The sequence below is a fragment of the Floridaenema aerugineum BLCC-F46 genome (genome assembly GCF_041929345.1).
Classification (GTDB): domain Bacteria; phylum Cyanobacteriota; class Cyanobacteriia; order Cyanobacteriales; family Aerosakkonemataceae; genus Floridanema; species Floridanema aerugineum.
Genome location: NZ_JBHFNQ010000095.1, coordinates 1 through 25,167, shown reverse-complemented (window position 1 = coordinate 25,167; position 25,167 = coordinate 1). Strand labels below are relative to the sequence as shown.

General features: G+C 39.6%; 26 protein-coding genes. 12 read left to right on the top strand and 14 right to left on the bottom strand.

The annotated features are described in order from the left end of the window. Positions 1-449 precede the first annotated feature (449 nt). Positions 450-689: a hypothetical protein gene (locus tag ACE1CC_RS12430; protein ID WP_413270750.1), complete on the top strand. Its 240-nt coding sequence runs from the start codon at positions 450-452 to the stop codon at positions 687-689. Positions 690-811: 122 nt separating this feature from the next. Here ACE1CC_RS12430 and ACE1CC_RS12425 read toward each other — a convergent pair whose 3' ends face one another. The 5 genes from ACE1CC_RS12425 to ACE1CC_RS12405 all read right to left on the bottom strand — a co-directional run bounded on the left by ACE1CC_RS12425 (position 812) and on the right by ACE1CC_RS12405 (position 6,099). After that, on the bottom strand, positions 812-1,054 hold the full coding sequence (locus ACE1CC_RS12425; protein WP_413270749.1) for a DUF4278 domain-containing protein: 243 nt from the start codon (positions 1,052-1,054) through the stop codon (positions 812-814). A gap of 90 nt (positions 1,055-1,144) precedes the next feature. Then, a complete protein-coding gene (locus tag ACE1CC_RS12420; protein ID WP_413270748.1) occupies positions 1,145-1,333 on the bottom strand; it encodes a hypothetical protein in 189 nt (62 codons plus the stop codon). Positions 1,334-2,042: 709 nt separating this feature from the next. Further along, complete coding sequence (locus ACE1CC_RS12415; RefSeq protein ID WP_413270747.1) at positions 2,043-3,971, bottom strand: Hsp70 family protein; 1,929 nt, start codon at positions 3,969-3,971, stop codon at positions 2,043-2,045. Positions 3,972-3,995: 24 nt separating this feature from the next. Beyond that, positions 3,996-4,904, bottom strand: coding sequence for a hypothetical protein (locus tag ACE1CC_RS12410; RefSeq protein WP_413270746.1), 909 nt, complete (start codon positions 4,902-4,904; stop codon positions 3,996-3,998). A gap of 286 nt (positions 4,905-5,190) precedes the next feature. Beyond that, the gene (locus tag ACE1CC_RS12405) at positions 5,191-6,099 is read right to left on the bottom strand and encodes a cation diffusion facilitator family transporter (RefSeq protein WP_413270745.1); all 909 of its coding nucleotides are present in this window, start codon (positions 6,097-6,099) and stop codon (positions 5,191-5,193) included. Positions 6,100-6,323: 224 nt separating this feature from the next. On the opposite strand from ACE1CC_RS12405, the gene ACE1CC_RS12400 reads away from it, so the two are divergent. Continuing rightward, entirely contained in the window at positions 6,324-6,998 is a 675-nt protein-coding gene (locus tag ACE1CC_RS12400; protein ID WP_413270744.1) for an SH3 domain-containing protein, read from the top strand. Between the two features lie 22 nt (positions 6,999-7,020). On the opposite strand, the gene ACE1CC_RS12395 is transcribed toward ACE1CC_RS12400, so the two are convergent. The 3 genes from ACE1CC_RS12395 to ACE1CC_RS12385 are packed head-to-tail and all read right to left on the bottom strand — an operon-like array spanning position 7,021 to position 8,731. After that, positions 7,021-7,827, bottom strand: a complete 807-nt coding sequence (locus tag ACE1CC_RS12395; RefSeq protein ID WP_413270743.1) for a pentapeptide repeat-containing protein — start codon at positions 7,825-7,827, stop codon at positions 7,021-7,023. Between the two features lie 14 nt (positions 7,828-7,841). Further along, a complete protein-coding gene (locus ACE1CC_RS12390) occupies positions 7,842-8,480 on the bottom strand; it encodes a hypothetical protein (RefSeq protein ID WP_413270742.1) in 639 nt (212 codons plus the stop codon). A 41-nt stretch (positions 8,481-8,521) separates the two neighbouring features. Continuing rightward, entirely contained in the window at positions 8,522-8,731 is a 210-nt protein-coding gene (locus ACE1CC_RS12385) for a hypothetical protein (RefSeq protein WP_413270741.1), read from the bottom strand. A 6-nt stretch (positions 8,732-8,737) separates the two neighbouring features. Here ACE1CC_RS12385 and ACE1CC_RS12380 point away from each other — a divergent pair, with 6 nt between their 5' ends. After that, complete coding sequence (locus ACE1CC_RS12380) at positions 8,738-9,586, top strand: SDR family NAD(P)-dependent oxidoreductase (protein WP_413270740.1); 849 nt, start codon at positions 8,738-8,740, stop codon at positions 9,584-9,586. Positions 9,587-9,684: 98 nt separating this feature from the next. Here the strand turns inward: ACE1CC_RS12380 and ACE1CC_RS12375 are convergent, their stop codons facing one another. From ACE1CC_RS12375 to ACE1CC_RS12360, 4 genes are all read right to left on the bottom strand, one after another. Beyond that, a complete protein-coding gene (locus ACE1CC_RS12375) occupies positions 9,685-11,004 on the bottom strand; it encodes an FAD-dependent oxidoreductase (protein WP_413270739.1) in 1,320 nt (439 codons plus the stop codon). Positions 11,005-11,159: 155 nt separating this feature from the next. Continuing rightward, a complete protein-coding gene (locus ACE1CC_RS12370; protein ID WP_413270738.1) occupies positions 11,160-11,642 on the bottom strand; it encodes an Hsp20/alpha crystallin family protein in 483 nt (160 codons plus the stop codon). A 590-nt stretch (positions 11,643-12,232) separates the two neighbouring features. Then, entirely contained in the window at positions 12,233-12,508 is a 276-nt protein-coding gene (locus tag ACE1CC_RS12365) for a hypothetical protein (protein WP_413270737.1), read from the bottom strand. A gap of 181 nt (positions 12,509-12,689) precedes the next feature. Beyond that, the gene (locus tag ACE1CC_RS12360; protein WP_413270736.1) at positions 12,690-13,622 is read right to left on the bottom strand and encodes an ATP adenylyltransferase family protein; all 933 of its coding nucleotides are present in this window, start codon (positions 13,620-13,622) and stop codon (positions 12,690-12,692) included. Positions 13,623-14,026: 404 nt separating this feature from the next. On the opposite strand from ACE1CC_RS12360, the gene ACE1CC_RS12355 reads away from it, so the two are divergent. Then, positions 14,027-14,836 carry a hypothetical protein gene (locus ACE1CC_RS12355; protein WP_413270735.1) on the top strand — a complete coding sequence of 270 codons (810 nt, stop codon included), beginning with the start codon at positions 14,027-14,029 and terminating at the stop codon, positions 14,834-14,836. A 147-nt stretch (positions 14,837-14,983) separates the two neighbouring features. Here ACE1CC_RS12355 and ACE1CC_RS12350 read toward each other — a convergent pair whose 3' ends face one another. Next, positions 14,984-16,117 (bottom strand): cob(I)yrinic acid a,c-diamide adenosyltransferase, encoded by a 1,134-nt coding sequence (locus ACE1CC_RS12350; RefSeq protein ID WP_413270734.1) that lies wholly within the window; start codon positions 16,115-16,117, stop codon positions 14,984-14,986. Positions 16,118-16,221: 104 nt separating this feature from the next. Here ACE1CC_RS12350 and fraC point away from each other — a divergent pair, with 104 nt between their 5' ends. The 4 genes from fraC to ACE1CC_RS12330 are packed head-to-tail and all read left to right on the top strand — an operon-like array spanning position 16,222 to position 19,209. Then, the gene (gene fraC, locus ACE1CC_RS12345; protein ID WP_413270733.1) at positions 16,222-16,788 is read left to right on the top strand and encodes a filament integrity protein FraC; all 567 of its coding nucleotides are present in this window, start codon (positions 16,222-16,224) and stop codon (positions 16,786-16,788) included. A 21-nt stretch (positions 16,789-16,809) separates the two neighbouring features. Continuing rightward, positions 16,810-17,862 carry a DUF5357 family protein gene (locus tag ACE1CC_RS12340; RefSeq protein WP_413270732.1) on the top strand — a complete coding sequence of 351 codons (1,053 nt, stop codon included), beginning with the start codon at positions 16,810-16,812 and terminating at the stop codon, positions 17,860-17,862. After that, positions 17,859-18,674, top strand: a complete 816-nt coding sequence (locus tag ACE1CC_RS12335; protein WP_413270731.1) for an ABC transporter permease — start codon at positions 17,859-17,861, stop codon at positions 18,672-18,674. Before ACE1CC_RS12340 ends, ACE1CC_RS12335 begins: the two co-directional genes overlap by 4 nt. A 49-nt stretch (positions 18,675-18,723) precedes the next feature. Beyond that, positions 18,724-19,209 carry a hypothetical protein gene (locus ACE1CC_RS12330; RefSeq protein ID WP_413270730.1) on the top strand — a complete coding sequence of 162 codons (486 nt, stop codon included), beginning with the start codon at positions 18,724-18,726 and terminating at the stop codon, positions 19,207-19,209. A gap of 48 nt (positions 19,210-19,257) precedes the next feature. Here ACE1CC_RS12330 and ACE1CC_RS12325 read toward each other — a convergent pair whose 3' ends face one another. Further along, positions 19,258-20,913, bottom strand: a complete 1,656-nt coding sequence (locus tag ACE1CC_RS12325; protein ID WP_413270729.1) for an FAD-dependent oxidoreductase — start codon at positions 20,911-20,913, stop codon at positions 19,258-19,260. Between the two features lie 224 nt (positions 20,914-21,137). Between ACE1CC_RS12325 and ACE1CC_RS12320 the strand changes: the two genes are divergently transcribed. The 4 genes from ACE1CC_RS12320 (at position 21,138) to ACE1CC_RS12305 (ending at position 25,024) form a co-directional block, all read left to right on the top strand. Next, positions 21,138-22,301 carry a GuaB3 family IMP dehydrogenase-related protein gene (locus tag ACE1CC_RS12320; protein ID WP_413270728.1) on the top strand — a complete coding sequence of 388 codons (1,164 nt, stop codon included), beginning with the start codon at positions 21,138-21,140 and terminating at the stop codon, positions 22,299-22,301. 306 nt (positions 22,302-22,607) lie between these two features. Continuing rightward, a complete protein-coding gene (gene trxA, locus ACE1CC_RS12315; RefSeq protein WP_413270727.1) occupies positions 22,608-22,931 on the top strand; it encodes a thioredoxin in 324 nt (107 codons plus the stop codon). A gap of 362 nt (positions 22,932-23,293) precedes the next feature. Beyond that, positions 23,294-24,361 carry an LOG family protein gene (locus tag ACE1CC_RS12310; RefSeq protein ID WP_413270726.1) on the top strand — a complete coding sequence of 356 codons (1,068 nt, stop codon included), beginning with the start codon at positions 23,294-23,296 and terminating at the stop codon, positions 24,359-24,361. 483 nt (positions 24,362-24,844) lie between these two features. Beyond that, positions 24,845-25,024 (top strand): hypothetical protein, encoded by a 180-nt coding sequence (locus ACE1CC_RS12305; protein WP_413270725.1) that lies wholly within the window; start codon positions 24,845-24,847, stop codon positions 25,022-25,024. The last annotated feature ends 143 nt before the right edge of the window (positions 25,025-25,167 follow it).

Here is a 25,167-nt window from a genome sequence, read left to right as displayed (position 1 = left end):
TAAGCAAAATTGCCCCAAAAAAGTTGAAAATTGTCATTTGAGCATGGAAAAGCAATTTGAAGCGTTATTAACTGAAAGTGACCCTGATGATGAATTAATGCTTCTGAAAGAGCAGTTAAGAGCTTCTTCAACCAATGAAATTACTACAAATTCTAATTCTACTTCCCCATCGAATTCAGCTGTTGACAAAGATTTGGAAGAACTCAGAAGGCAAATGGATGAATTGTAAATCATAGCCAAAATTACGAAGAAACGAGATTTTACTCTTCCCCACTCACCCGCCTGCGAATCAATTCGCAGGCTAATAGCTAAAGTCCATTAAAATGGACTGGAATTAATATCTAAATTCTGGGAAAATTTAGTCCTCTTTAGAGGAGTTTCGCTATTAGCCTGGAAATTGATTTCCAGGCGGGATGTGGATACTAGTAAAAGATTTGAGAGGGAAATAGATGGCTAGCATAATTAACAAAGAAGTGTATGCTAAATTGTTGGCTGAAACCTTGCCAAGAGTTATTCATACAGAAGATGAGCATAAACGCCTTGTTAAAGAAGTAGAAAAGCTCATGGATTTAGGTGAAGAACTGACAGATGAGCAAGCTGAATTATTTGATTTGCTAGTAACTCTCATCGAGCAATATGAAGATAAGCATTATCAACTAAAAACGGCAACACTTCATGAGTCAGTTTAATCTAGAAAAAGTTCGATCGCTCTCTCCCCAAAAACAACCTCATTGAAAACAGGAGTAGAGACGATCGAACTTAGTGCGATCGTCTCTACTCCTGTATGTATTAATTTTTAGTTTGACAGAGATCAAACATCTCCACGATAGTAGGTAGTACCACGATAGGTGAGTTTTTGGCTGGTGACTTGTCCGCTCTCTGAAGAACATCCGGTGAAATATTTAGTACCGCGATAAGAAAGCTCTATATTATTTCGGGGTGATGAAATCATGGGTAAATATTTAGCACCACGATAGCAAAGCTGAGTATCATTTTGATTTTGTGTTGATGAAGAAGCAGGAGTATAGCTAATACCGCGATAAACGAGTTGCATAGTGGTTTTTCCAAAAAGTATTTACTGTGTTTGAATGAAGAATTTAGCCGATCGAGCAAAGGAAAGTGATATTATTAGTGCTGTATTGCACTAGATTGATAGAGACATTTGATAGCGCCAATTAATGGCGCGAGGTTTTACATATTGAGTAGTTTCTGCTTTGGCTTGATAAGTTTCTCCTGCTACTTGATAGCGCCAATTTAAGGCGCGAGGTTTGACATAAGGTTTGGGAGCAGCGGGAGTGTAATTGTAGATATGACCGCGATAAATTAGTTGCATAGTTTACTTATCCTTGGCTTTTTGTACAATTTTTCTCTGTTTCTTATATTTTCAATGATTGCTCTTTCCTTCCCGAACGAAAAGGCTTAGTGAGCAAATTTAGGGAAATTTTTATAAATAACTTTGAACTCTGGTAACTTTACTTTGTAAAAAATTTATACGTTATAAGGCTTTAGCCTGCAATTTGACCAAAAAGCGATTTTTAAGATTCCATAAACAGTGATTAAGAGCGTTGACGAACTAAAATTTGTTGAATAATAAATTAATTGCACTAATTTTGGGAGTGCGATTAACAAAGCGGCGCTTAATTATTGGTGAGTAAAGTACAGAGAAAACTAAGAACACGAAAGGACACGAAAGAAATAGTAAGTATACGAAAAAGATAGTAAGTATAAGAAGTAAATCTAGAAGGCGAAGCGGAACAAAAAATCCCCCAAAAATTAATGTAGGGCTTGCTGAAAAAGTCTGTTGGTGAGGGTAGGGACACGGCATCATTAATATTTGCAACTCCTGCGTTATCTTTTGAATACCGTGTCCCTACAATTTCCCCCAAAAAGGCAAGGTTTTTGCACTAAAAGATTGTGATAACCTTGCATTTATTGTGTGCAAAAAATGGGTAAAACCTTTGCATATCTTACCTTTTACATTTTTGAAGCAAGCCCTAATGTAGAGACGTTGTATACAACGTCTCTACTTTCATTTTGAAAAACTATTGAATCAAAATCACTGCTTCTTCTGCTTTGGCATACAAAGCTTTTTTCAACTGTTGCACAACTTTGTTAATCAAATCATCAAAAGCACCTTGATTTTCCAACATTTTCTTTCGCAAGTTTTCCGATAAATCTGGTTTCATTTCCTTACACATTTGGTCAATCTTTTTCTCACCAACTGCTATGAAACGAATCCAACCGGGAATATCTAATTTTGTCCTGAGAATTTCTTCCAATCTTTCCCGATTTAACCGCACTCCTTCGCCCAAAACTGCTGCACCGTAAACTAGTAGAATTGGTAACACAAAATGTCCGGTTAATATTAAGGTTAGCAGACTGCCGATCGTACCTCCAGCAATAATTAAGTTGATGATAAAGCTGACGACAACTGCTAAGATATCGTCACCTAAGTTCAGGTTTGGATTAACTATCGCTGGATCGATTCCTTCTTCAAAACGTAAGCTGCTTTTAGAGATTTGATATCTTTGACAAATCGGATCGGTTTCTGTGGCTAAGTCGGGTTGAATTTTGCGATTAAACCAAGTGACACATTGAGTGTTGATGATTTGCTGGGCGCGATCGCTTTTTAACCACTGTTCCGCCCGTTTTTCCATTTCCGTTTGCACATCTGCCAAAGTGCGAATCTTGTTACTTTGCCAATCTTTTAAAACTGGTTTAACTGCATTTTCAATTAAAGCATCAGCCAAAGGTTGATTTAACAAAGTAATTAAATCAGGAATATGTTTAGAAATCAACTCTTTAAGTGTTGGAGATTCACATAATTGGTTGAGTTCTTCTTTAAATGCAACTGCGCGTAAATCCCATCTTCCGACACGCGATAAACCCAGCGCAATACATCTTTCTGGTTCTGGATCTGGGCGAACATTTGTATCAGGTTCGGGGAATATTTCCGCGCAAATATCACGAGTAAATTTCATTCGCGATGCGCCACCAGTCATCAACACAACTTTAGGAATAATTCCCTGACTTGCTAACTCTTCTTTCGCTTCTTTTACTGCTTCTCGAAAAGCTTGCGCCCAACTTTTATTATGCAATTCTGGCAAAGGTTGGTTGATTATTTCCGCCATAATCTCTTTATTCACTTGGGGGATAAAGTGAATTTGAGGAGTGATGAATTCAAAACCTCTAGCAAATGCGCCAGAACTAGCATATAACTGTTCGTTGGAAAAGTAATCTTCTTTGACTTTTCGACATTGAATTTCACAGCGATATCTGTGATGAGGATATTCTTCAAATACTTCTTTGAGGAATTGTCCTTCTTGATGTTCGGCTAAAGTTCGGGCTAAAATTGCTCTGTCGATTAAGGATGCGCCTAAAGTATTTTGTCCGAAATCTAAGGGCATTTCATACAAGCTTTTAACTAAGGTAAAGTCGGTAGTTGAGGAACCAATATCAACGATTAAAACTGTTGATTTTAGTTCGTTAAATCCTAACTTTCCGCCTTCTTTTGCTTGCATGAAAGCTGCACGAGATTCAGGAACAACTGAGATTAAAGGTATGCCTGATTCTTTTAGTAAACTTTGGTATTCTTGGCGTTCAGTTGGCGACCAACCTGAAGGACAACCGATGTAAAATTGGCTATTTTCTCCGCCTTCAATTTGTTTGCTTTCTTTCAACAAATTGTAGTATGCTTCGACAAAACTCCGCATGGTTTTGCGGTAGTTAGGCGAGTTATTGGGTTTTTCTTTGAAGCCAATTTGTAAGCGATCGACACCTGCTTGAATTAAAGCTTGATCTCCCACTAATACGCCTAATTCAGGATGCCAGCCAATGGCGGTAATTTGAATTTTCTTGTTATTAACTTCCAGCATATCAGGAGTTTCGATGCTGTCTACTTTAGCCTTGGCTAAGGCTGTTTCGCCATGTCCTAAATCAAATCCAATTGTTTCTGTCACTTGTGTATTCATTCCAGTTAAAACCTATAGTAAAATTTAGTTTTCTGCTGCTTTGTTCATTGGTTCAATGACTCTACCTCGCCGGAGTAATTTATCGCCTTTTAACAAAGCGGGTGTTAAGGTAACGTATTCTTTGGAATTGCGATCGATACTTGGTTCAAAGTCAAAATACTCTCGCGGACTCTGCGGATCATTAAGTCGATAATTCTGCACATAAATTCCCTGATCCATCAAAATTTGTGGCACCATTTTGCTAATTTCTAACGCCATATAAGGATTACCTAAAAATGATGCACCCCAAAGTTTTTGCAAGAAATCTAACATTTCTGGCATTTCTTGAATCCCACCAGTACCAACTGGTTGATTCGTTACGGAAACTTGGGCGACTGCGCGATCGATCGTACTCAGAATATCCGCCAAATTATCCAAGAAAAACTTACTATCTACCTGAAGACTTGGTTGTAAAGCTGCCAAAGATTGGCTTAACTCAACATTATCTTGCTTACCACTTTTATCCAATTGTAATGCTACTTCCAACCCTGCAAGTACCGTTACCAGCAAAATTGGCATCCACACACCTGGGGTATCATCAATCAACGAAAATAGAGAAGTGAAAATACCCACACCGATCGGTATTTGGAGGACTTTTAGTAATAGTTTATTGGGGGAGGATTTCTTGGTGCGATCGATAATTTGCTCAATATTTTGCTGAATCAAAGTCGCCTCATCAGCAGTTGAAAGAGTACCAATAGACTGACGCAGCGTATCCAGAAAAAACTTCACCAAGCGTACCTGAGAAACGCTAAGTTCGCCAATGTAATTTTTTTCCAAATTATCAATTTTGCTTTGTACCAGCTGAACCACTTGTTTCATGCTGGTTGCTTTATCAATCTCCGTTTCCAGTTCGCCACGTTCTTTACTAAAAAGCGTAAATAATGTTTGCATTTTAACACCCAAATTTCAGTGTTTTCTAAACCAATCAATCTTTGTAATATAAATACCTTATTTTCCCACTTCACTATCAAATATTATATAAAATTTAATTTAGATATTTCTTAAAAGCTTAATCAACCTCTCCATTTCTTCTCTCTGCGTTCTCTGCGCCTCTGCGGTTCATAAAAAATTAATTCCTCTCTTCTATTTTATGCTGATAACTTGCCTAACCAACAATGAGTAAATTCACGCCTAAAACTATTAAATTTTGTTCGGAAAACCACACTAGTTATTTACCCTAATTACCTACAGTTCGGTCTAAATTTTGGTCGTTCCAAGAACTAGGATCTTCCACAGGTTCTAAATGAGTAAAAACATAAGTTCCCGGAAGCGCATTAATGATAGTTAACTCAATTTCCTCACACAAAGCATGACCTCGCTTCACCGTCCATTCTCCCGGAACTAAAACATGGAAAGAAACAAAGCGACGTGCCCCAGCAACTCTAGTTCGCAAAGCATGAAACTGAATATTTTGATCGTAGTTAGTGAGGATATTCCTAATAATTTGCTGTTCCTCTTTAGGCAACCCAGCATCTAAAAGCCCAGATCCCGTTTCACGTAAAAGTTTCATTCCTGCCCAGACAATATTGATAGCTACCACCAAAGCAATTAGCGGATCAAGAATTAACCAACCTGTGAAAGGTACAGCAATCAAAGCTATTACAACACCGACAGAAGTCCAGACATCAGTTAATAAGTGATGAGCATCAGCTTTGAGAGTAATTGAACGCAGACGTTTTCCGGCACGTAATAACACAACAGCAACTATCCCATTAATAATAGATGCTACCAAAGATAATGCTAATCCTATTCCTATTTCTTCTAATTCTTGGGGATGTAAAAGACGATTCCATGCAGCTACAGCGATCGTAATTGCAGCAACTAAAATTAACGCACCTTCCACACCACTAGAAAAATATTCTGCTTTAAAATGCCCGTAAGCGTGTTTTTCATCTGGTGGTTTAGCAGCATAACTTACTGCCCAAAATGCTACTAAAGCGGCAACTAAGTTAACACATGATTCGGCTGCATCAGATAATAATCCTACTGAACCTGTGAGGAAATATGCGCCAGCTTTTAAAGCAATGGTAATTAAAGCGGCTGCGATCGAGATTAAGGTGTAAAAACGAGGAGATTTTTTACTCATAGTAACTGCTCACAACTTCTTTTACTGGAAAGTTTACCGAAAATTGAGCAAAAATTCATTAGACATCTCCAACAAAGATTGTAGAGACGTTGTATACAACGTCTCTACAAAGGTTCCAAGTAACTTTCATCTGCGTTTATCTGCGTGCATCTGCGGTTAAAAATTAAAAAAATCTGTAAAAATCAGAAAAGTCGCTATCCTTGTAAGACAGAGAGTAATTATTCATGAACTACAATGCTGTTGTCAGAACTGAAGGAGATCCTTTAAATGTTCGCGCTACTCCCAGCGGAGAAATTGTTGGCAGCCTCATCAATGGAACAGAGGTAGAAGTTAATGGTGAACCCGTAGCAGCCGGGGGAAGAAATTGGGTATCAATTGGTACTAATCGCTGGGTTGCTTCCGAATTTCTTTCGCAAATTCCTAAAGGTGATAATGATAGCAACCCAACTTTTAATTCAATCAAAGGAGCGAAAATTGTTGCAACACAAACTGATGAAATAATTGCTGGGGGTTTGAAAGTTTACCGCACTGAATTGATTGATGTGACAGGTAAAACTATTGACAGAGTAAGAACTGTTTCTGGGAGAGTTGGAAAACAAACTCCTTCGGCTATTCCTGGTTCTCAAACTCCCATACCTTTTGGGATTTATACGTTCGATCGACCCGGCGCTGTAGAAGCTGCACCCGGAGAATTTGGCGGAGTTTGGTCGCCAGTTACTCCTACTTTCCCCACCAAAAGAGGTGGTTTTGGAGTTCATTACGATCCTTCAACATTCAAAAACAATTCTCAAACTGGAACCGCCGGATGTTTAGCAACACCAACAATTAAAGAGCGAGAAATTGTGAGTAATTTTATTCGCACTTACAAACCAACCCATCTAATCATTCAAAATGATTAACGCATTTATCTGTGGTTTTAAATCATTGATGAACTGAACCATCTGGCATAACTGCACCTTCAAGATTAGCACCAGTGAGAATTGATTTTTCAAGGTTTGCACCTCTTAAATTTGCGCCTCGCAAATTAGCGCCAGTGAGGTTAACTTTGCTTAAATTAGTCCATCTTAAATCTACATTGCTAAGTTCACAAAAGCTCATATTTGCGCGAAAAAGGTAAGCACCAATTAAGTGTGCTTGGCTTAAGTTTGCTTCCTGAAAATCAACTTTGTAGAGGTAAGCATCCATTAATTCTGCTTCATAAAAATTGGCTTTACTGAAGTCAGCGCCAATTAAATTAGCAGTTCTTAAATTCCCATGACTGAGATTAGCTCTCGTCAGTTTTGCGCCACTTAAATCAGCGGCTTTTAAATTGGCTTCACTTAAATTAGCACCGATTAAGTTAGCATTACTTAAATCAGCACCTTTAAGGTTAGCTTTGCTCAAGTTAACACCGATTAAATTAGCATCTATTAAATCTGCTTCTTTAAGGTTAGCTGCACTGAGATTCGCTAGACTGAGATTTGCATTGCTCAAATTTGCTTTGACTAACAAAGCTGAGTGAAGATTAGCACTGCTCAAATTAGCGTTGCTGAGGTTAACTGCTGGCAGTAAACTATTACTAAGGTCTGCTTTATTCAGATTAACTGCTTGTAAATCTGCATCTAATAAGTTCAATCCAGAGAGCAAAGCCTCGCTGAGGTCTGGTTCAATTTGGGGATTGTTTTTTCGCCACTCAATCCATTTCAGTTTATTGGCTTTAACTAAATTCAAATGTTCTATATTTGCCATGTTTAAATGCTCCTTTATTCTTTCCGCGCACTGGGATTTTCTCGACCTTTAACGTTATCAATTGCTGTTAATGCTCCGTCAGCTGCTGCTAAAATATCCTGTTCTGCTCCACCTAAATATAAGCGTCCAAAACTGCCGACTGCGTTAATTTCTAAAATATTAATTGCGGCGGTTTTTTCGGCTTCGTTTGCTGCTAATGCTGCATAAGCTGCGGGTTCAACTTCTAATACATAAAGGGTTTGTCCTGCTAATAGTAATTGTCCCCGGCGAGTGCGGTTAATTAGTTGGGTTTGGTGCGCGTCAATGTTGCGGATAATTTGACTGGAAACTACTCGCGGTTTGAGACATTCTTCCCGTTTTACTCCTAAAGTATCTAAAATTGCTCTTCCCGCTGCTTTGGTTTCGCCTTGTTTGGTAGAATGAATTTCTAAAAGTCCATAAAGCCGTTCTACTACTTGTACTCCCGGACGTACTGAAGCGGATTTTAAGGCAACATCAGTAATGCGATTAATTTCAATTCCGGGTGAAATTTCAATCCAGAGTGATGCGTCTCCTGGTAATGGCAAAAATCCCAGCGACACTGTTCCGATGTAAGCGGCGTGCTGAGGTTGTAATCGATCTAAATAAACGTAACTGCGTAGTTCTATACCCAAAGTTTTCTTTTTACCCCCAAATAATCAACAGATTTATGGCTTTACCAACCAGGAAAAAACTTAACCAGATCTAAGTTTGCCAGAAAACTTAATTGATTAATCAAATTTGGAAAAATTTTCAAGCCGGAATAAAAAGGTACGTTGTTGCGCTTCTGCTCTACATTTTCGCGCTCAAGCCCAACAACGTACTTAGAAATTTGTTTAAATAAAATGGGGAGAGTAGAAAAAGCGATCGCAAACCAACCAACCATCAAACTATGTCAACATTAAAAGGTAAAGTAGCCGTAGTCACGGGAGCTAGTCGCGGTGGAGGTCGTGGTATTGCTTTAGCACTTGGCGAAGCGGGAGCAACAGTTTATGTTACCGGACGCAGTACCAAAAACCAAGCTACCACAGATAATTTACCAGGAACAATTGACGAAACAGCTGAGTCCGTAACTCTTCGCGGTGGTGTGGGGATTCCTGTACGTTGCGACCACACAATCGATGCAGAAGTAGAAGCTTTATTTACTAAAGTTAAAACTGAACAAGGACACCTCGATTTATTAGTTAATAATGCTTGGGGTGGTTATGAAAATTATTATGGTACAAACTTCGAGGATGGTGTTGCTTTTGATGCGCCTTTTTGGGAACATTCTCTACAACGTTGGCAAACAATGTTTAATGCAGGTGTCAGAGCACAGTTACTAACTACTCGCTTTGCCATCCCATTAATGTTACCACAAAATCAAGGTTTAATTGTTTGTACTACTGCTTGGGATCGGAATAAATATTTGGGTAATTTGTATTACGATTTAGCCAAAAATGCTGTCAATCGTATGGCGTTTGGGATGGCGCGAGAATTGGAGAAATACAACATTGCTGCTATAGCACTTGCACCAGGTTTTATGCGTACCGAAAGAGTGATGGCAGCTTATAATTTACAACCTTTTGATTTGAGTAATTCCGAATCTCCTGAATATATTGGACGTGCGATCGTTGCTTTAGCATCCGACCCCGATATAATGTCAAAATCAGGTCAGGTTTTAGCTGTGGGAAATTTAGCATGGGATTACGGTTTCGCTGATATTGATGGTAATCAACCGCCAGCTTTTAAAATTGAATAGCTTTAATTGAGATCTTGCACTTGTGGTTTGCGCCCGCCTGCGAATCAATTTCCAGGCGGATGTCGAGACTAGTGCAAAATCTGAGTTTAATAGAACATTTACAAGTTAGCGAAAAACTTTTCGTTTGCTCGTTTCACTTTTGCAATCCAACCTTGATTTAATTGCAAAATTTCCGAATAGGGAATAGCAGTTTCCGATATCATTTGAAACATCGAAGGGGGAAAGCGTTGAGGAAAGAGTTTATGTAGAGTTCTGGCAACATTCTCTCGTAATAAAAACTGAATAAATAACCCTTTCGATGTAGGGAAAGCATTGTCGCTAAGTTCGACTAAAGCGTAAGCATCTGCTTGACGACGCAAGGTAAATTCTTTTATAGCTAATGCTAAATTGTCTGAATATTCATCTAAAATTTTGTCAAAAATTGCCACATCTTCAAGTGCAGCATTACAACCTTGTCCCATAGAAGGTGAAACCGCGTGTGCAGCATCTCCAATTAATAATACACTATCGCCTTGATGATAGCGATTACAGCGAATTGTTAATACTGATGATACTGGTCTAGCGAGAAACTCTTCTGCTTCTGTTTCTGTCATTAACTGACCAATTTCGGAAAAGTTTTGCCGGAAAAATTGCCAGACTTCTTCTGGGTTAGAAAGATTAGTTACTTGATTTTTTTGACGCGGAAAATAGACAACTCCACTCATTGTGCCATCCAGTTGATGCAGCATGATCATGGTTGTCCCGTCGTCCATTCTCCAACTGTGAATGTAACCTGGTTTTAGTTGAGTTTTTAATTCCTCACTAGGAGGAATATAAACAGATTTGTAATCGTTGGGAATATATTTTTGTTGGAGTTCAAAAAGTTCTGTATTTAGGAAATGATTCCTGACTACTGAACGCGCTCCATCAGCAGCAATTAATAGGTCATAATTAACCGTGAAATCTTCAGATTCTTCTAGATTTGTCTGTTCTGCTGTTTTGTGAAAGCTGACTGTTTTATTGGTAAAGTCTACCTGGGTACATTGGCAGTTAAAGTGAATGTTAACTTGGTGATTATCGACTTTTTCTGTTAACTTGTTTAAAAGTGCAATGACTAAGTTGGTGCGATCGAGCGTAGTCAAAGTTTTCTCTCTGGGGAGAACTCTCACTTTCCCATTTTTTTGATGAGACATTGCTCCTTTCATTTCTACACTAATCGCTTTCACAGCTTCCACTAATCCCGGAATCTTTTGTAAAGCTGTCATTCCTCTTTCACTGAGGGAGATGGGAAAAGTTCTGGCTTTAGAAAAAGGAATTAATCTGGGATCACTGCGCCGTTCATAGATCTCTATTTGGTATTTATCACCTCGACGTAATAAATAATGTGCCATCAAAATTCCGCTAGGTCCTGCACCGACGATCGCAACTTTCTTAACCATTTCAACTGCCGTACAAATAGTTCATCATTCCACTTTAACTTAATCAGTTACTTTTGAACCAAAAAAATCACCTCTGAAGCAATCTTAATTTGCTTACAGAAGTGATATTTATTACTTAAGTACTCGGTTTATTTTATGGCAGTCAACAACAATTACTACTTAGCTTCAGGAGCATTAGTTTCTGTGTTCTGTGTGTCTTCGTTATCTGCTAAATTCACTTTAACTACACGGTTTTTTGCTGCTTCTACTTTTGGTAGAGTCAAGGTGAGAATACCGTTTGCGAAGTCAGCTGCTACTTTGTCATTTTGTACAGCTACAGGCAAACCAACTACTCTTTCAAATTTGCCATAACGGAATTCAGAACGGAAGAAACCTTTATCTTCGGTTTTGTTTTCGTAGCGATGTTCACCCCGAATCACTACTGAATCTCGCAAAACGCTGATATCTAAATCTTTAGCTTCTAATCCCGGAAGTTCAGCTTTTAATGTCAAGTTATCACCGTTATCTTGCAATTCAACTGCTGGCTTCCAAGCAGTATTTTCTGAATGGATAAATCCCGGAACATCTTCAACAATTCTATCTAATTGACGGCAAATAGTTTCTATTTCGGTAAAAGGACTGAATCTAATAATAGCCATAGTTGCCTCTCTTTGTTTTCCTTGGTCGTTGTTTGTTTAGCGGCTTGACTTACATTTTTATAATGGCTCAACTCAGAATTCTTGTTTATGGTGAGAACCGTAAAATAATAGTAGAAGTCTCCACATTTTTCCCAATTGGTTATGTTGAGAAGTCGCTGGTGTAAAAACCCTACCTAATTTAGTAGGGTCTTCCTCACTACCTAAATTTAGGATAAGAGAGATAATAATTGTTGGGTCTGTAATAGTTTTGAGAATTTGGCGAAAGCAGTTCGACTCTGCTCAGAACCCTTTTTTATTAATGTCAAATGTTTTCTAGCATACAGCTAGAAAAGACTTGGTAAGTTAGACTTAACCTAACCCACTTCAGCAGAAAAACTATTATTAAGTTGAGTGAATCATGCTGACAATTTTAATGATTTTCGGGTCTATGGCTTTAGCGATCGCTTACGTAGTATGGAGCGAACAACAAATGAGTGGTAAAGTATAAAAATTATCCACCAATTACTCAGGCTTTAACGGTAAATTTCCACATTACACACCATGAGTAATAGCATTTGAGTGCGATCGCTTTGACAGTGCAAAAAATAAAATTAGGAGTATCCTTTATCCTCAAACATCTCCTCACAGCAAACTTGGGTAACACCTTTTAAACCCAAACTTTCTAAGTGCGAAATCCATTCATCTGCACTATCATTGATTTGCAAAAGTCCCAAAATTTCTGCTACATCTGCTACTTCGGGAATTGTGGAAATTTTAAATCCTTGCCAATCAGCATCCAAACACAACCAATCGGGAAGCTTCTGTCGATCGAAGTTTTTAGAACTTTTCCATTCGGCGCGAAAGCAGTACATTTTACCTTTGATCATGGCACTCCTATTTGGCAAACTTACTACAGCAATTATAGTTTTTAATAAAATATTGCAACGTATCCTAACTAAATTCCGTAACTAATATCACCGAAGGCAGCAGGGGAGAGGAGAATTCAAAACTCGAAACTCTCTCCGTAACTCAAAAAACGAAACTGTAGAAACGTTGCATACAACCTCTCTAACCGCAAAACTTTTCCAAATTCCCAGGTTGAGCAACTGCTGTTAAAATGTTCAAAGGCCCTGTGTCTAAAAGTAATTGTTTTTGTTCTTGATTCCGAACTAATAAAGCGCCCGCAAAACCTAAAGAATTAACAGAAATTCCTTGAAAGAATTCTTGCCTTCGCGGTACAACCATTATCCATTCTCTAGTTGCTAATAAATTGTAAGCACCGTTCGGGCGATCGCCAATTTCTTCCAAATCATTTAACAAACCCACCGCTTTTTGCAAATTCAAATAAGATTTTAGCGTCATTTCCGCCGCCACATCAGGCGAGTTAATCCAACTGGGATCAAACTTAGCTATACCATGCACAAAAGGTAAATCAGGGATTGTTCCTATACCATCCTCGAATTTAGCAGTTTTTAGAAGAGGTGCGATCGGCATTTCCTCTCCATCTCCATCATCCACCAAAGGTAAAGGAACTAACTGCAAATGCTTGTGTCGTTGACTAGCTCCCGCTATACTTCCAGAATTATAAAAAGCCAAGCCATCAATTTCTGCTAAAGCTAACCACATCGCCTGAAAATCTGCCAAATCTAACCAGCTTTCCTGTTCAGCAAAAGCGCGAGTAACTATTAATAAATGATGCTCCACAACATTAAACTTATTCAGCAAACATACATGAGTATCGGAAATATCCGCCACAAATAAATCTTCCTCATAAGGTAAAAAAGGATTAAAGTCTTTACCCGTTTTAGCAGGTGGTTTAGCAGCATCTTTCCGTACCAAATTAGCTAAAATTCGCACCAAAAAGCGAATTCCTCCCTGTTCCACAAACTCATAATTAGTGGGAATACTTTGTAATGCACCGCACCTGAGAGCATACTCAGTCTGTTCAACCAAGCGTCTCCACAAAACACTAGACTCCTGCATTGGTTTGGCTTCCGTCATCGTTAAAAAGTGTACCTCAGTAAATTTACGTACATAAAATTACTTCTTCCCCAAAACTTACCTTTTTACTTTACCTAATCTTTATAAATTTGCTTTAGCTCCTTTAAAATAGTAGAGTTATTTAAATAAATAGTAAAGTTGCACCAATAAGCAGTCAATTACAAGGGTTGCCTGATACCAAACTCAGGGGAATGTGCTAAAAATACGTATATACACTGAAGCAAGCTGGCTCTAGATTAGGTGCATCAGATAACAATTCTATAAAATCAGGGTAAAAAAATCCGAAACAATATAGTTGTTTTTTGAGTCTCTATATAGTAGTGGCGGAAGTTACTCTCCCGTAAATCTACTAGAGGTTCCGAGTTTTTAGCTAATAAACCATACTTAAACAAGCAGAGGAAGGTATGAACAGGTTTTTCACATCTACTACAGTGGGACTACTAGCCTTGGGGACAATATTCGGTTCTGGCGAAGTAGCATCAGCTGTTTCCTTTGGAACTTCTATTGATGGTCCAGATAAATCCTTACAAAAGCTTTTGGACGATCTTACAGTCAGTGGCCCAAAAATTGATACAGTAAACGCTCAAACAGGTTTCGATCTGTTTACGAATACTGCTACTGGCGGTTCTGTTGGCACTTTCATGTTTGAAGTAGCTGGCTTTGCTCCCACTAACAAGTTTGGGATTTACAATCAAAAAGGTGAGAAAGTTGAGTTATTCGGCGGCATCAACGATCAGTCAGATCGTACTACAGTGGACTTTCTAGCTAACGGTGACATCTGGGTTACTACCAAAGGTTTTGCTCCGGGAAATGCGCCCCCTCTTAGCGAAAAAGAATACAAAGGCTTTGGTAATGTATTCGGTTTTTACTTAGAAACTTTACGAGGAACTTTTTACACGGAAAATAGTCGTAATCCCAATGGTTCTCAACAAGCTGTAGTTTACCAAGGTAACAATCAAACAACACTGCAAATCGCAGGTAGACAACCTGGACTTTTTACAGACAATGAATTCATCATTGCTTTTGAGGATTTACTCCGAAGTGTGCCTGGTGGTTCTGATAGCGATTTCCAGGATTTAGTAGTTATGTTTGAGTCAATTAAACCCGTTTCTGCCGTTGCTGTTCCCGAACCTGGTATAGCTACCAGTTTGTTAGCATTTGGTTTGGGTAGTGCTTGGATGCTCAAAGGACAAAGGAAAAAGTTAGAAAGTTAAGTATGGGGACTGGGGACTGGGGACTGGGAAGAAAGTTCTTAGCTTCGTTTGAGAGAGTTTTGTAGGGGCAATTCATGAATTGCCCCGGAGCGAGTTTTCCTGCTCTCCTACTCTCCTTGTCCCAAGAGTCCCCTTGTCTCAAGAGTCCTAAAAATCTACTCCGCGCTTGAGTTCTACGCCTCTATCCGCATAATGTTTGTGGCAAATCATTTCGGAGTGAACGCTGGCAAGATCAAAATATGCGGGGGGATTTAGGCAACGACCTGTGATAATAACTTCTGTATCACGGGGTTTTCTAAGTAATGCTTGAACGATCGGTTCTTGGGGTAGTAATTCTAAGTCAACTGTGGGATTAAGTTCGTCGAGAATGATCGTTTTGTAGAGTCCTGATGCGATCGCACTCCGCGCAATTTCCCACCCTCTTTCTGCTTCTACATAATCTATCTCTCTTTGTTGTCCGCGCCAAACGATCGCATCTCCACCACAACGATGATGATCCACCAAAGAAGGATAACTTTGTTGTAAAGCAGCGATCGCCGCATCTTCAGTATAACCGCTGCCACCTTTAAGCCATTGCATAATTAAAACTCGGTGCGACTTATCTTGACTAATTCCTCTACCGATAGCTTGTAAAGCTTTACCTAATGCACTAGTAGATTTTCCTTTCCCCGCACCTGTATAAATTTCAATTCCCTCAATCCCTTTTTCGTGAGACATTGGGTGATCGTGAGGTTTCATTTCCGAGTGTAAATCAGCAATATCTAGAAGTGCTTGGGGTGCCGCTCTCCCAGTGGCAATGATTTCCACTTCTTCTGGTTTATTCTTTAATGTATGGATTACTTCATCGACTGTGAGTAAGCCTAAATCTAGCACTGGATTCAGTTCATCCAAAACAATGACAGAATATAGACCAGATGCGATCGCGCCTTTAGCAACATCCCATCCCCTTTGCGCCTCCATTCTGTCAAAGCGGGTAATCTCCTCTTTAGCAAAATATTCCGCCCTTCCTGTCCGAACTTGGTCGATCAAATGGGGAAAACCTTGCTGTAAAGCTGCGATCGCTCCGTCTTCATCATACTGTCGTCCCGGCCCTTTCAAGAACCGCAGCAGCAACACTCGATTTTGTGCCCCTGAGTTAATTCCTAACCCAATTGAACGCAAAACTACGCCTAAAGCTGCTCTAGACTTGCCTTTTCCCGCACCGTCGTAAACGTGGATTTGACCTGTAATTCGTTCCGCACGCATTTGCGCTGTGCGAATCCCTATTCCTACTCTCGTCATTTTGGTTGATTCTCGTCGCTGTTGTCGCAGATATTTAATATATCGTTAATAGTCGTGAGTCATCGGCTGTCCGATCGACAATTACTATTTTCAGTATCATCATAATGATAAAAGATTTATGGTTAGTCTTGCCTTTACGAGCAGTTGTGTTTCAAACCTTACTACTGCTCATATCAATTGCTATAGAAAGTTTGGTTTTACAAAGACTGCTAAATATTAGCCGCAAAACCGCCACAGAATATTCGGCAACCTTGAATTTGTTATCAACATTTGTCGGCTGGTTATGCTTTTTCGTCATTGAAGCAATTACTCGCAGATTTTTTGAGACACAATTAATTCGTTATATATTTTTCGATCGCTTTGTTTCTCCTAATATCTTATCTTACTTGCAAAATATTCTTTACTTCTTCGCTATTAGGAGTTTTATTATACTACTTGATTTTTCTGTAGAACTCATTGGCTTAGATTTTTTATTAAACTTCTTTGCCGAACCAAATGAAGAAATTAAACACTTAATAAGTAGCCCAGAAGCAAAACTAACCCAAACTAAAAAGAATCGTCACCAAAAATACCGAGAAATCAACTTAAACAAAATTAAATTTAGAGCTATATTTTGGGCTAACTTTAGCAGCAATATATTAATTTCTGCTTTGATTATAGCACTAACTTGAAGTAATTAAATAGATGGAAAAATGAAGAAATTAATCCAAAACCTATTAGCTCTAGTTAATCTAATAAAAATACCTCGAACTTTTAGCTGGCAAACAGTAATTCCTCTTAGTATTCTTTTCTGGATCGTGGCATTTTTGTTAGGCGGTTTAGTTGGCAACTTAAGATTACATAATATCTTTTCATTTTGCGGATGTCTAGTAATACTTTGTGGCTATGCTTGGTTCACAGTTGAAAACCCTTTGATTGTTCAAGGATTTTCTCTAAGTACTTGGATTTTAGTAGAAGTAATTTGTTTATTTATGGCGAGTTTGCAGCCAAAATTCGCCCCGTTTATTTGGATGATTTGGCCTGCATTATCAGCAACTTTTGCCGCTTGGCCTGAATTTATTGCAGCAGAAAGGAAACTAAAAAATTTAAAAAATGAACAACGCTTCAAACTGTTAATTTGGCTTTTGAGTCACTTTGTTATTAGTTGTTGGATAAATTTTAGTTTAATCATTCAAGATTGGGTATTACAATATCCGAGTATTTTAGCTGATGATTTAAGCCAAAGTGATTTTGTTGTAAAAATTCAACCTTTTTCTCGTCCTACTACTGGAGGGGAGAGAGTTTTATATGCAATAGAACGACAACTAAAAACCAAATTAGATGGTAAAATTTGGGTGGTAGCAGAAAACTGGTTAAAGGATGCAAATCAACTAGAAAAACTGCTCCCCCAAGCCAAGCAAAGAATTTCTGGAGTCAAAGAAAAGGACTTGTGGAAATTTCGCACCAAACTTGCTGCTCAAAAAACAGGATATAATTTGTCGATGATAGCAGAATGGCTTGGGCCAAGTTCCAATCCTCATGGTTATTTGCTAACCAAGGTTTGTCAAGTTAACCCAGTGACTCGACAACCTACCCCAGTTAACCATAACTTGAGGCGAGTCAGGAGAAAGAATAATGCTAGAGTAGCAACAACACCACAGGTAAGAATTATCGCAAAACCTGTAAAAATTGCTCATGTACAATGTCAATCAGTGAGTAAAGAAATTATTGAAAAAAATCAGGAAAAAAAGTCACCAAAAGTATGAACATCGACGATAATCAACCAACGAAATTTGATAGTATGCTGGGCAGAATTTTGGTAATTGCTTCTCATGTATTCCGGGAAGTAATTCGCGATCGCGTACTCTACTTAATAGGCTTATTTGCCATTTTATTAGTCGGGAGTGCCGGATTTTTACCCCAAGTTGCTGCTGGCACCCAAGACAAAATTCTCTTAGACATTGGTTTAGCAGCTATGGGAATTATTGGGTTAATTGTAGCCATTTTTATTGGCACTGGTTTAGTAAATAAAGAAATTGAAAAACGCACAGTTTTAGTATTAATCGCTAAACCCGTAAGTCCAGCAGAATTTATTGTCGGAAAACATATTGGTTTATCAGCAATTTTAGCTGTGTTGTTGATTTCCATGTCAGCTATTTATTTACTAGTGCTGTTGTTTAATCAAGTCAGCTTTTCATTCTTAAGCATTCTGAGTGCAGTTTTTTACCTGTGGTTAGAATTAAGTTTAATTACTGCTGTAGCGATTCTTCTGGGCGTATTTACTAGTTCTTTAATAGCTACTTTATTGACTTTTGCAGTTTATTTAATGGGACATCTCAGCCCAGATATCGTTAAATTAGGCAGATTAGCGAAAAACCCAACCCTGGAAATAGTGACCCAAGGAATATACTTAATATTACCTGATTTGTCCCGGTTAGATTTAAAAAATCAAGCAGTTTATGGGTTAAGTTTACTACCTGATAACCAAACTTTATTCCTCAACTTTATTTATGGAATAGTTTATATTGTATTGCTGTTAGCGATCGCCACCCTGATCTTCTCTAGACGACAATTTTAATTGACCTTCTTAGCTTGTAGCATTACAGAGCATCATAGGTAAACATAAAATGGCATTTGAAATTGTCGAATCTAGCCTACTAAAAGTTTTTAAAGTGCGAATACCCGAACTTTTTGGACTTGCAGATCATTACTATCTTAGCGAAAATTCAAATTTAGAAAATTCTGTAGGTTGGGGGCCAAAGGGTTTAGAATTACGAGGAAAGGTTAGAGTAACAGAGCAAGAACTTGAGCGCATAGAAAAGTTTATGGCTGTTGCCAAATACAGTATTGCTATCAATAATTGTGAGCATTTCGCCAACTATGTTCTTCATGGAATCAATCTTTCCTCTCAGCAAAATACTTGGTGGAAGTGTTTAGGCGCAGAACTGGTTAGTCTTTTGCAACCTGTGCAAAGTGTTGGTAGCAATTATCATACTTTTATGGGTCAGCAAATTGCCAATGTTTTGAATGAAAATCTTAGACAAGCAAAAATAGAAAGAGCAAATCGAGAACGCATTGAATTTTGGAAATCTAGGGGAGTTGATACTAAATAACGAAAAATTAGCGATCGCTCTTTTTTAGACGATCGCTTTTCCCATACCCTAATCCTTTTTCACCGCCTGATAAGTCTTAAATCCCCCACTAAGATTACGTGCATCAAAACCATTTAACAGCAAAGCACGAGTAGCATAATAAGCACGTTGTCCCACCTGACAGTATACCCAAATAGTTTGATTTGGCGGAATTTCACTCATGCGATCGCGCAACACCGACAAAGGAATATTTTTTGCCCCCTCCACATGACCCGCCTCAAACTCTCCCACCTCACGCACATCTAACAACACCCCATCCAACTCATTTAACTGTTGCCAATGTACCAAAGGTGCATCACCTCTGAGCGCATTTGCCGCAATCATTCCTGCCATATTTACCGGGTCTTTCGCCGCCCCAAACTGTGGCGCATAACAAAGTTCTGCCTCTTCCAAATCAAAAACCGTCGCCCCATTTTGCAACGCCATTGCTATCACATCAATGCGTTTTTCTACTCCTGCTTCACCAACAGCTTGCGCCCCCAAAATTCGCCCATCTTCAGGAGAGAATAAGAGTTTAATATCGATCGGTTTAGCATTAGGGTAATAACCAACATGATGACCCGGATGTAAGTAAACTTTGCCATATTCCCAACCCAACCTTTGCAAAGTTTTTTCATTCACCCCAGTACAAGCAACCGTCAGCCCAAAAATGCCACAAACCGAAGTTCCTTGCACTCCACGAAAAGTACTATCTCTACCAAAAATTACATCAGCAGCCACCCTACCCTGACGATTTGCTGGCCCAGCCAAAGGAATTAATAACCATTCCTTAGTCACAAAATCTTGAACTTCAACAACATCTCCCACCGCCCAAATTTGGGGGTCACTAGTCTGCATCTTTTCATTAACCTTAATCCCACCTTTATCCCCAATTTCCAATCCTGCATCCTTAGCCAAAGTAGACTCTGGACGCACCCCAATTCCCAAAATTACTAAATCCGCTTGATGAACTTCTCCAGATTTAGTTTTAACAACAATTCCCCCCTCCGAATGAGATTCAAAACTGACAACACTATCACCTAAACGTAAGATTACCCCATGAGAAAGTAGAGAGTTATTGATTGGAGTGGTCATTTCGCGATCGAAAGGTAGCATAACTTGAGATTGCGCCTCTAACAAAGTTACAGAAATTCCCCGATGCACCAAATTTTCAGTCATTTCTAAACCAATAAAGCCCCCACCAACTACCACTGCTTTTGTAACTTTATGTTCCTCAATCCATTCCCGAATGCGACGACTATCAGGAATAGTTCTTAAAGCAAAAATTCCCGGTAAATCAATCCCCGGAAGATTAGGGCGAATAGGAGAAGCACCCGGAGCTAATACCAAAGCATCATAATATTCTTGATAAACCTCTCCAGTCTGGTGATTTTTTACATTAACTTCAGATTTTTCCCGGTTAATCGATAACACTTCATTTTCTAGCCGGACATCTATATTAAATCGTTGTTTAAACAAGTTAGCATTAGCAATCAACAACTTTTTCTCATCAGTAATCACATCGCCCACATAATAAGGTAATCCGCAATTAGCAAAAGAGACAAAAGACCCCCGTTCAAAAATAATAATTTCCGCAGTTTCCGACAAACGACGCGCCCTAGCCGCACAAGAAGCACCCCCAGCAACTCCCCCAACAATTAACAATCTTTTTTGGCGATCGCTCATACTTTTTTCACCTCAATATTTGGCAAAATAATCCCCCATAATTAAATTCTTTAGATCTTTCTTCACTTATTTTTTAGTATTCAGACTAATGCCAGAAATTGAATTCTCTCCCCATCTCCCCATCTCCCCATCTCCCCATCTCCCCATCTCCGAGAGTCCCCCTGCTCCCCTGCCTCAAAATTTGATACCCTAGCTTAAATAACATCTTGGGAACGAGTACGAGCGTGGACATTCAAATTGGGCGTGGTAAAGCAGCCCGCCGAGCATACGGTATTGATGAAATCGCACTAGTGCCGGGGCCTAGAACTTTAGACCCCAGTTTGGCAGACACTCGCTGGCACATAGGCGGTATTGAACGAGAAATTCCGATTATTGCCAGTGCGATGGATGGTGTAGTCGATGTACGCATGGCAGTAGAATTATCGCAATTGGGAGCCTTGGGAGTTCTTAACCTAGAAGGAATCCAAACGCGCTATGAAAATCCAGAGCCAATTTTAGATCGAATTGCCTCAGTGGGTAAAGAAGAGTTTGTTCCCCTGATGCAGGAACTTTATGCAGTACCTATTAAACCAGAGCTAATTGAGCGACGCATCCAAGAAATTAAACAACAAGGTGGTATTGCCGCCGTTAGCGCCACCCCCGCTGGAGCCAGCAAATATGGTTCAGTAGTTACCAAAGCGGGAGCAGATTTATTTTTTGTTCAAGCTACTGTAGTTTCAACTGCTCACTTATCCCCAGAGTCAGTAACGCCACTAAACTTAGAGCAGTTCTGCCAAGAAATGCCCATTCCAGTAATTTTGGGTAACTGCGTCACTTACGAAGTTGCCCTCAATTTAATGAAAGCTGGCGCAGCTGCAATATTAGTAGGAATTGGCCCCGGTGCTGCCTGTACTTCTAGGGGCGTTTTGGGTGTTGGGATACCTCAAGCAACTGCTGTCGCTGATTGTGCTGCTGCCAGAGATGATTATTTTCGGGAAACGGGCAAATATGTGGCAGTGATTGCTGATGGTGGTTTAATAACTGGCGGTGATATTTGTAAGTGTATTGCTTGCGGCGCAGATGGCGTGATGATTGGTTCTCCTTTCGCTAGAGCCAAAGAAGCGCCGGGACGTGGTTATCACTGGGGCATGGCAACTCCTAGCCCAGTTTTACCTCGTGGCACTCGGATTCGCGTCGGCTCTACAGGTACATTAAAACAAATTCTTCGGGGGCCGGCAGCGCTTGATGATGGTACTCACAACCTATTAGGAGCCTTACAGACCAGTATGGGTACTTTAGGAGCCAAAAACATGAAAGAAATGCAGCAAGTCGAGGTGGTAATAGCTCCCTCTCTGTTAACCGAGGGTAAGGTATATCAAAAAGCTCAACAACTGGGTATGGGTAAGTAGTTTTACAAAGGAAAAATTAAAGTGAGGAAATTTTTCTGTATGCCCTGCTAACCTACCCTAAAACTGATTCTGTAGCCTACAATAGAGAAAGCGGAGACGCATGTTTCCGTTCACTCCTCACACCACACTCCGCCCGGACTAATGTTCGGGCGGTTCCTTATTTAGGGTAGTAAATTTTTCCTGCCAAAAGTTTTGATTTTCCCAGCTACTCAGAGTTGATCTACCTGTGGATAAGAGAACAATAGCTTTTCGGTGTGGTAGAATGCCGAAAGAAATAAAGACAATATTAGGTAAGGAATTGAGGGCATGGCAGCAGCCGCACAAGTTACAGACTCTACTTTTGACGAAGAAGTAGTTGAGAGTGATGTTCCTGTTTTAGTTGACTTTTGGGCTCCTTGGTGTGGGCCTTGCCGTATGGTCGCACCCGTGGTAGATGAAATCGCCGAGCAGTACGCAGGTCAAGTAAAAGTAGTTAAGGTCAATACTGATGAGAATCCCAATGTTGCTAGCAAATATGGGATTCGTAGCATTCCGACGCTAATGATCTTCAAAGGCGGTGCGAAAGTGGATATGGTGGTGGGTGCAGTTCCGAAGAATACTTTAGCCCAGACTTTGGAAAAGCATCTCTAAACCTCTCTTTACGCCACGCGGAATTTAAAATTCTCTTACTTCAAATTTCTGAAAGTCCAGAGAATAAGCTGTTCAAAGATTTTGAATGGTTGAAATATTTCTGCTGTGTTGGACTAATTAGGTCGGAGAAGCTCCAATGAAGCTAAATAGTTGACTTAGGAGACTGGGAAAGCCGCGTTGTTTCCCGCAAGTTTAATTTAGCGTCTTCGATCGCTAGGATTTAAGACGCTTTTAGCATTTGATGCGAAATAATACTGTAATAACCCGATCTGGGGTAAAGTTGTGGAGATTTCCGGCAAGCAAAAGCTACATCGGGACAGGAAACTCGCTACAATATAATACCCGCCAGAGCGGAATAAATTATGACTATTACACCCTCGTTCAATACAAATGAGTCTTTGCCAGGAGAGTTGGCAGAGTTAATCAAGCGGCTACCTACGCATAAGTATAAGAAATGGATTGAGCAATCACTGGCTACGTTATTAAGGATGGGTAGTGGTGAGATCGATCGCCTGGATTGGAAGATCTTAAGTGCTTCGTTATCAGATTTGGAGCGAGGCTTTAAAACCTTTTATCCCTATCGGCATATTCGCAAAGTCACCTTCTTCGGTTCGGCTCGTTTGCCATCAGATAGTCCTGAATACCAAATGGCTGTAGACTTTGGTCGTCGCGTCACCGAGTTAGGATTCATGCTGATGACAGGTGGCGGCGGCGGCATTATGCAGGCGGGAAATGAAGGTGCAGGCAAAGACAAGTCTTTTGGGTTAAATATTCAGCTGCCTTTTGAACAGTCAGCTAATCAGTTTATCGATGGAGATCCCAAGTTAATTCACTTTAAGTATTTTTTCACGCGCAAGCTGTTTTTATTACGAGAAAGTGATGCTATTGGGGTTTTTCCTGGTGGTTTTGGGACTCAAGACGAAGCTTTTGAGTGTCTTACCCTTTGTCAAACTGGTAGATATGGCCCGGTTCCTTTAATTTTGATCGATCGTCCGGGTGGTGATTATTGGACAGACTGGGATGCCTACGTAGAAAAGCATCTAGTCAAACGGGGATTAGTCAATCCTGAAGATCGCAGCGTGTACACAATTACAGACGATTTAGATGTAGCTTGTGAAGCGATTACCAGCTTTTATCGAGTTTATCACTCTAGTCGTTATGTAGGAGAACAATTCGTCATTCGCCTCAAGTCCGAACTAAAAGACTCAGATGTTGAATGGTTAAATGAGAATTTCTTAGACATTCTGGTGAAAGGACGAATTGAAAAAACCCCAGCTTTCCCACAAGAGACAGGTGACGAAACCTTTGATTTACCTCGTCTAGCCATGTATTTTAATCAACGCGACTTGGGAAGACTTTATCAGATGATTGCGGCTATTAATCGCATGAATCCTACTTCTCCAGAGTCGGAACATCCAGAACTTAAGTAAGTAAAAACAAGGAAGGGAAGAAGAGACACTCCAGATGGGCAGACGCTCCTGACGGGGAGAGTTCTTCCATTTGTTCTATCTTTGTATCTCTTCTTTCTTTTGTTAGCTTTCCCCGGCTGGGTTGGTAGTCTTTCCTTTGCAGTGATGAAATTAGGCATTACTCAGGTTTTAAGTAGTATTTAAATTTTAATTACAAAAATCTTAAATATCTTGGCGAAAATCCTCCGTAATTTACTGGATATGATATAATTCGTGCTTGAATTAAAAATTTGCTAATAGAGAGAATTGGGTAACACTAGCAGGGTAGTTTTTCCGGGAAAATACGTAACTTATCCAAAACTTCTTATTGATATTCCGCAATCTTCACCAAGACAAGTGATTAGGATGTTTGCGACAGTAATAATAACAAGCTCATAAGTCACACTAAAACTTTAGAGTGTCCGCGAAGCTATCACCACTTGATTTCCTTGGTTCTAACTCATTATGTCTAACAAACAAGCTAAAATTAAATTTCCTGTCTGGCGTTTTCTCAACCAGCCTTTGTTTAGTTCTAAAACTAAATTAGTATTAAATCCTTATAAATTCTGGTACTTGTACAGAATTGAATTATTAGAACGCTGCTTGGCTAAAAAGTGCGAATCAGAAGGTCGTCATTATAATTAAAATTTATTGAACGTGCGTAAAACCCCATCCCAAGAGTGGGTGGGGATGAAAGCACGGTTAAAGGAGGGGGTTCGATGCCCCCTCCTTTAACAATTAGCGTCGTTTTTGGGAGTCAATATATCGCTTAACAGCTTCAGAAGAAG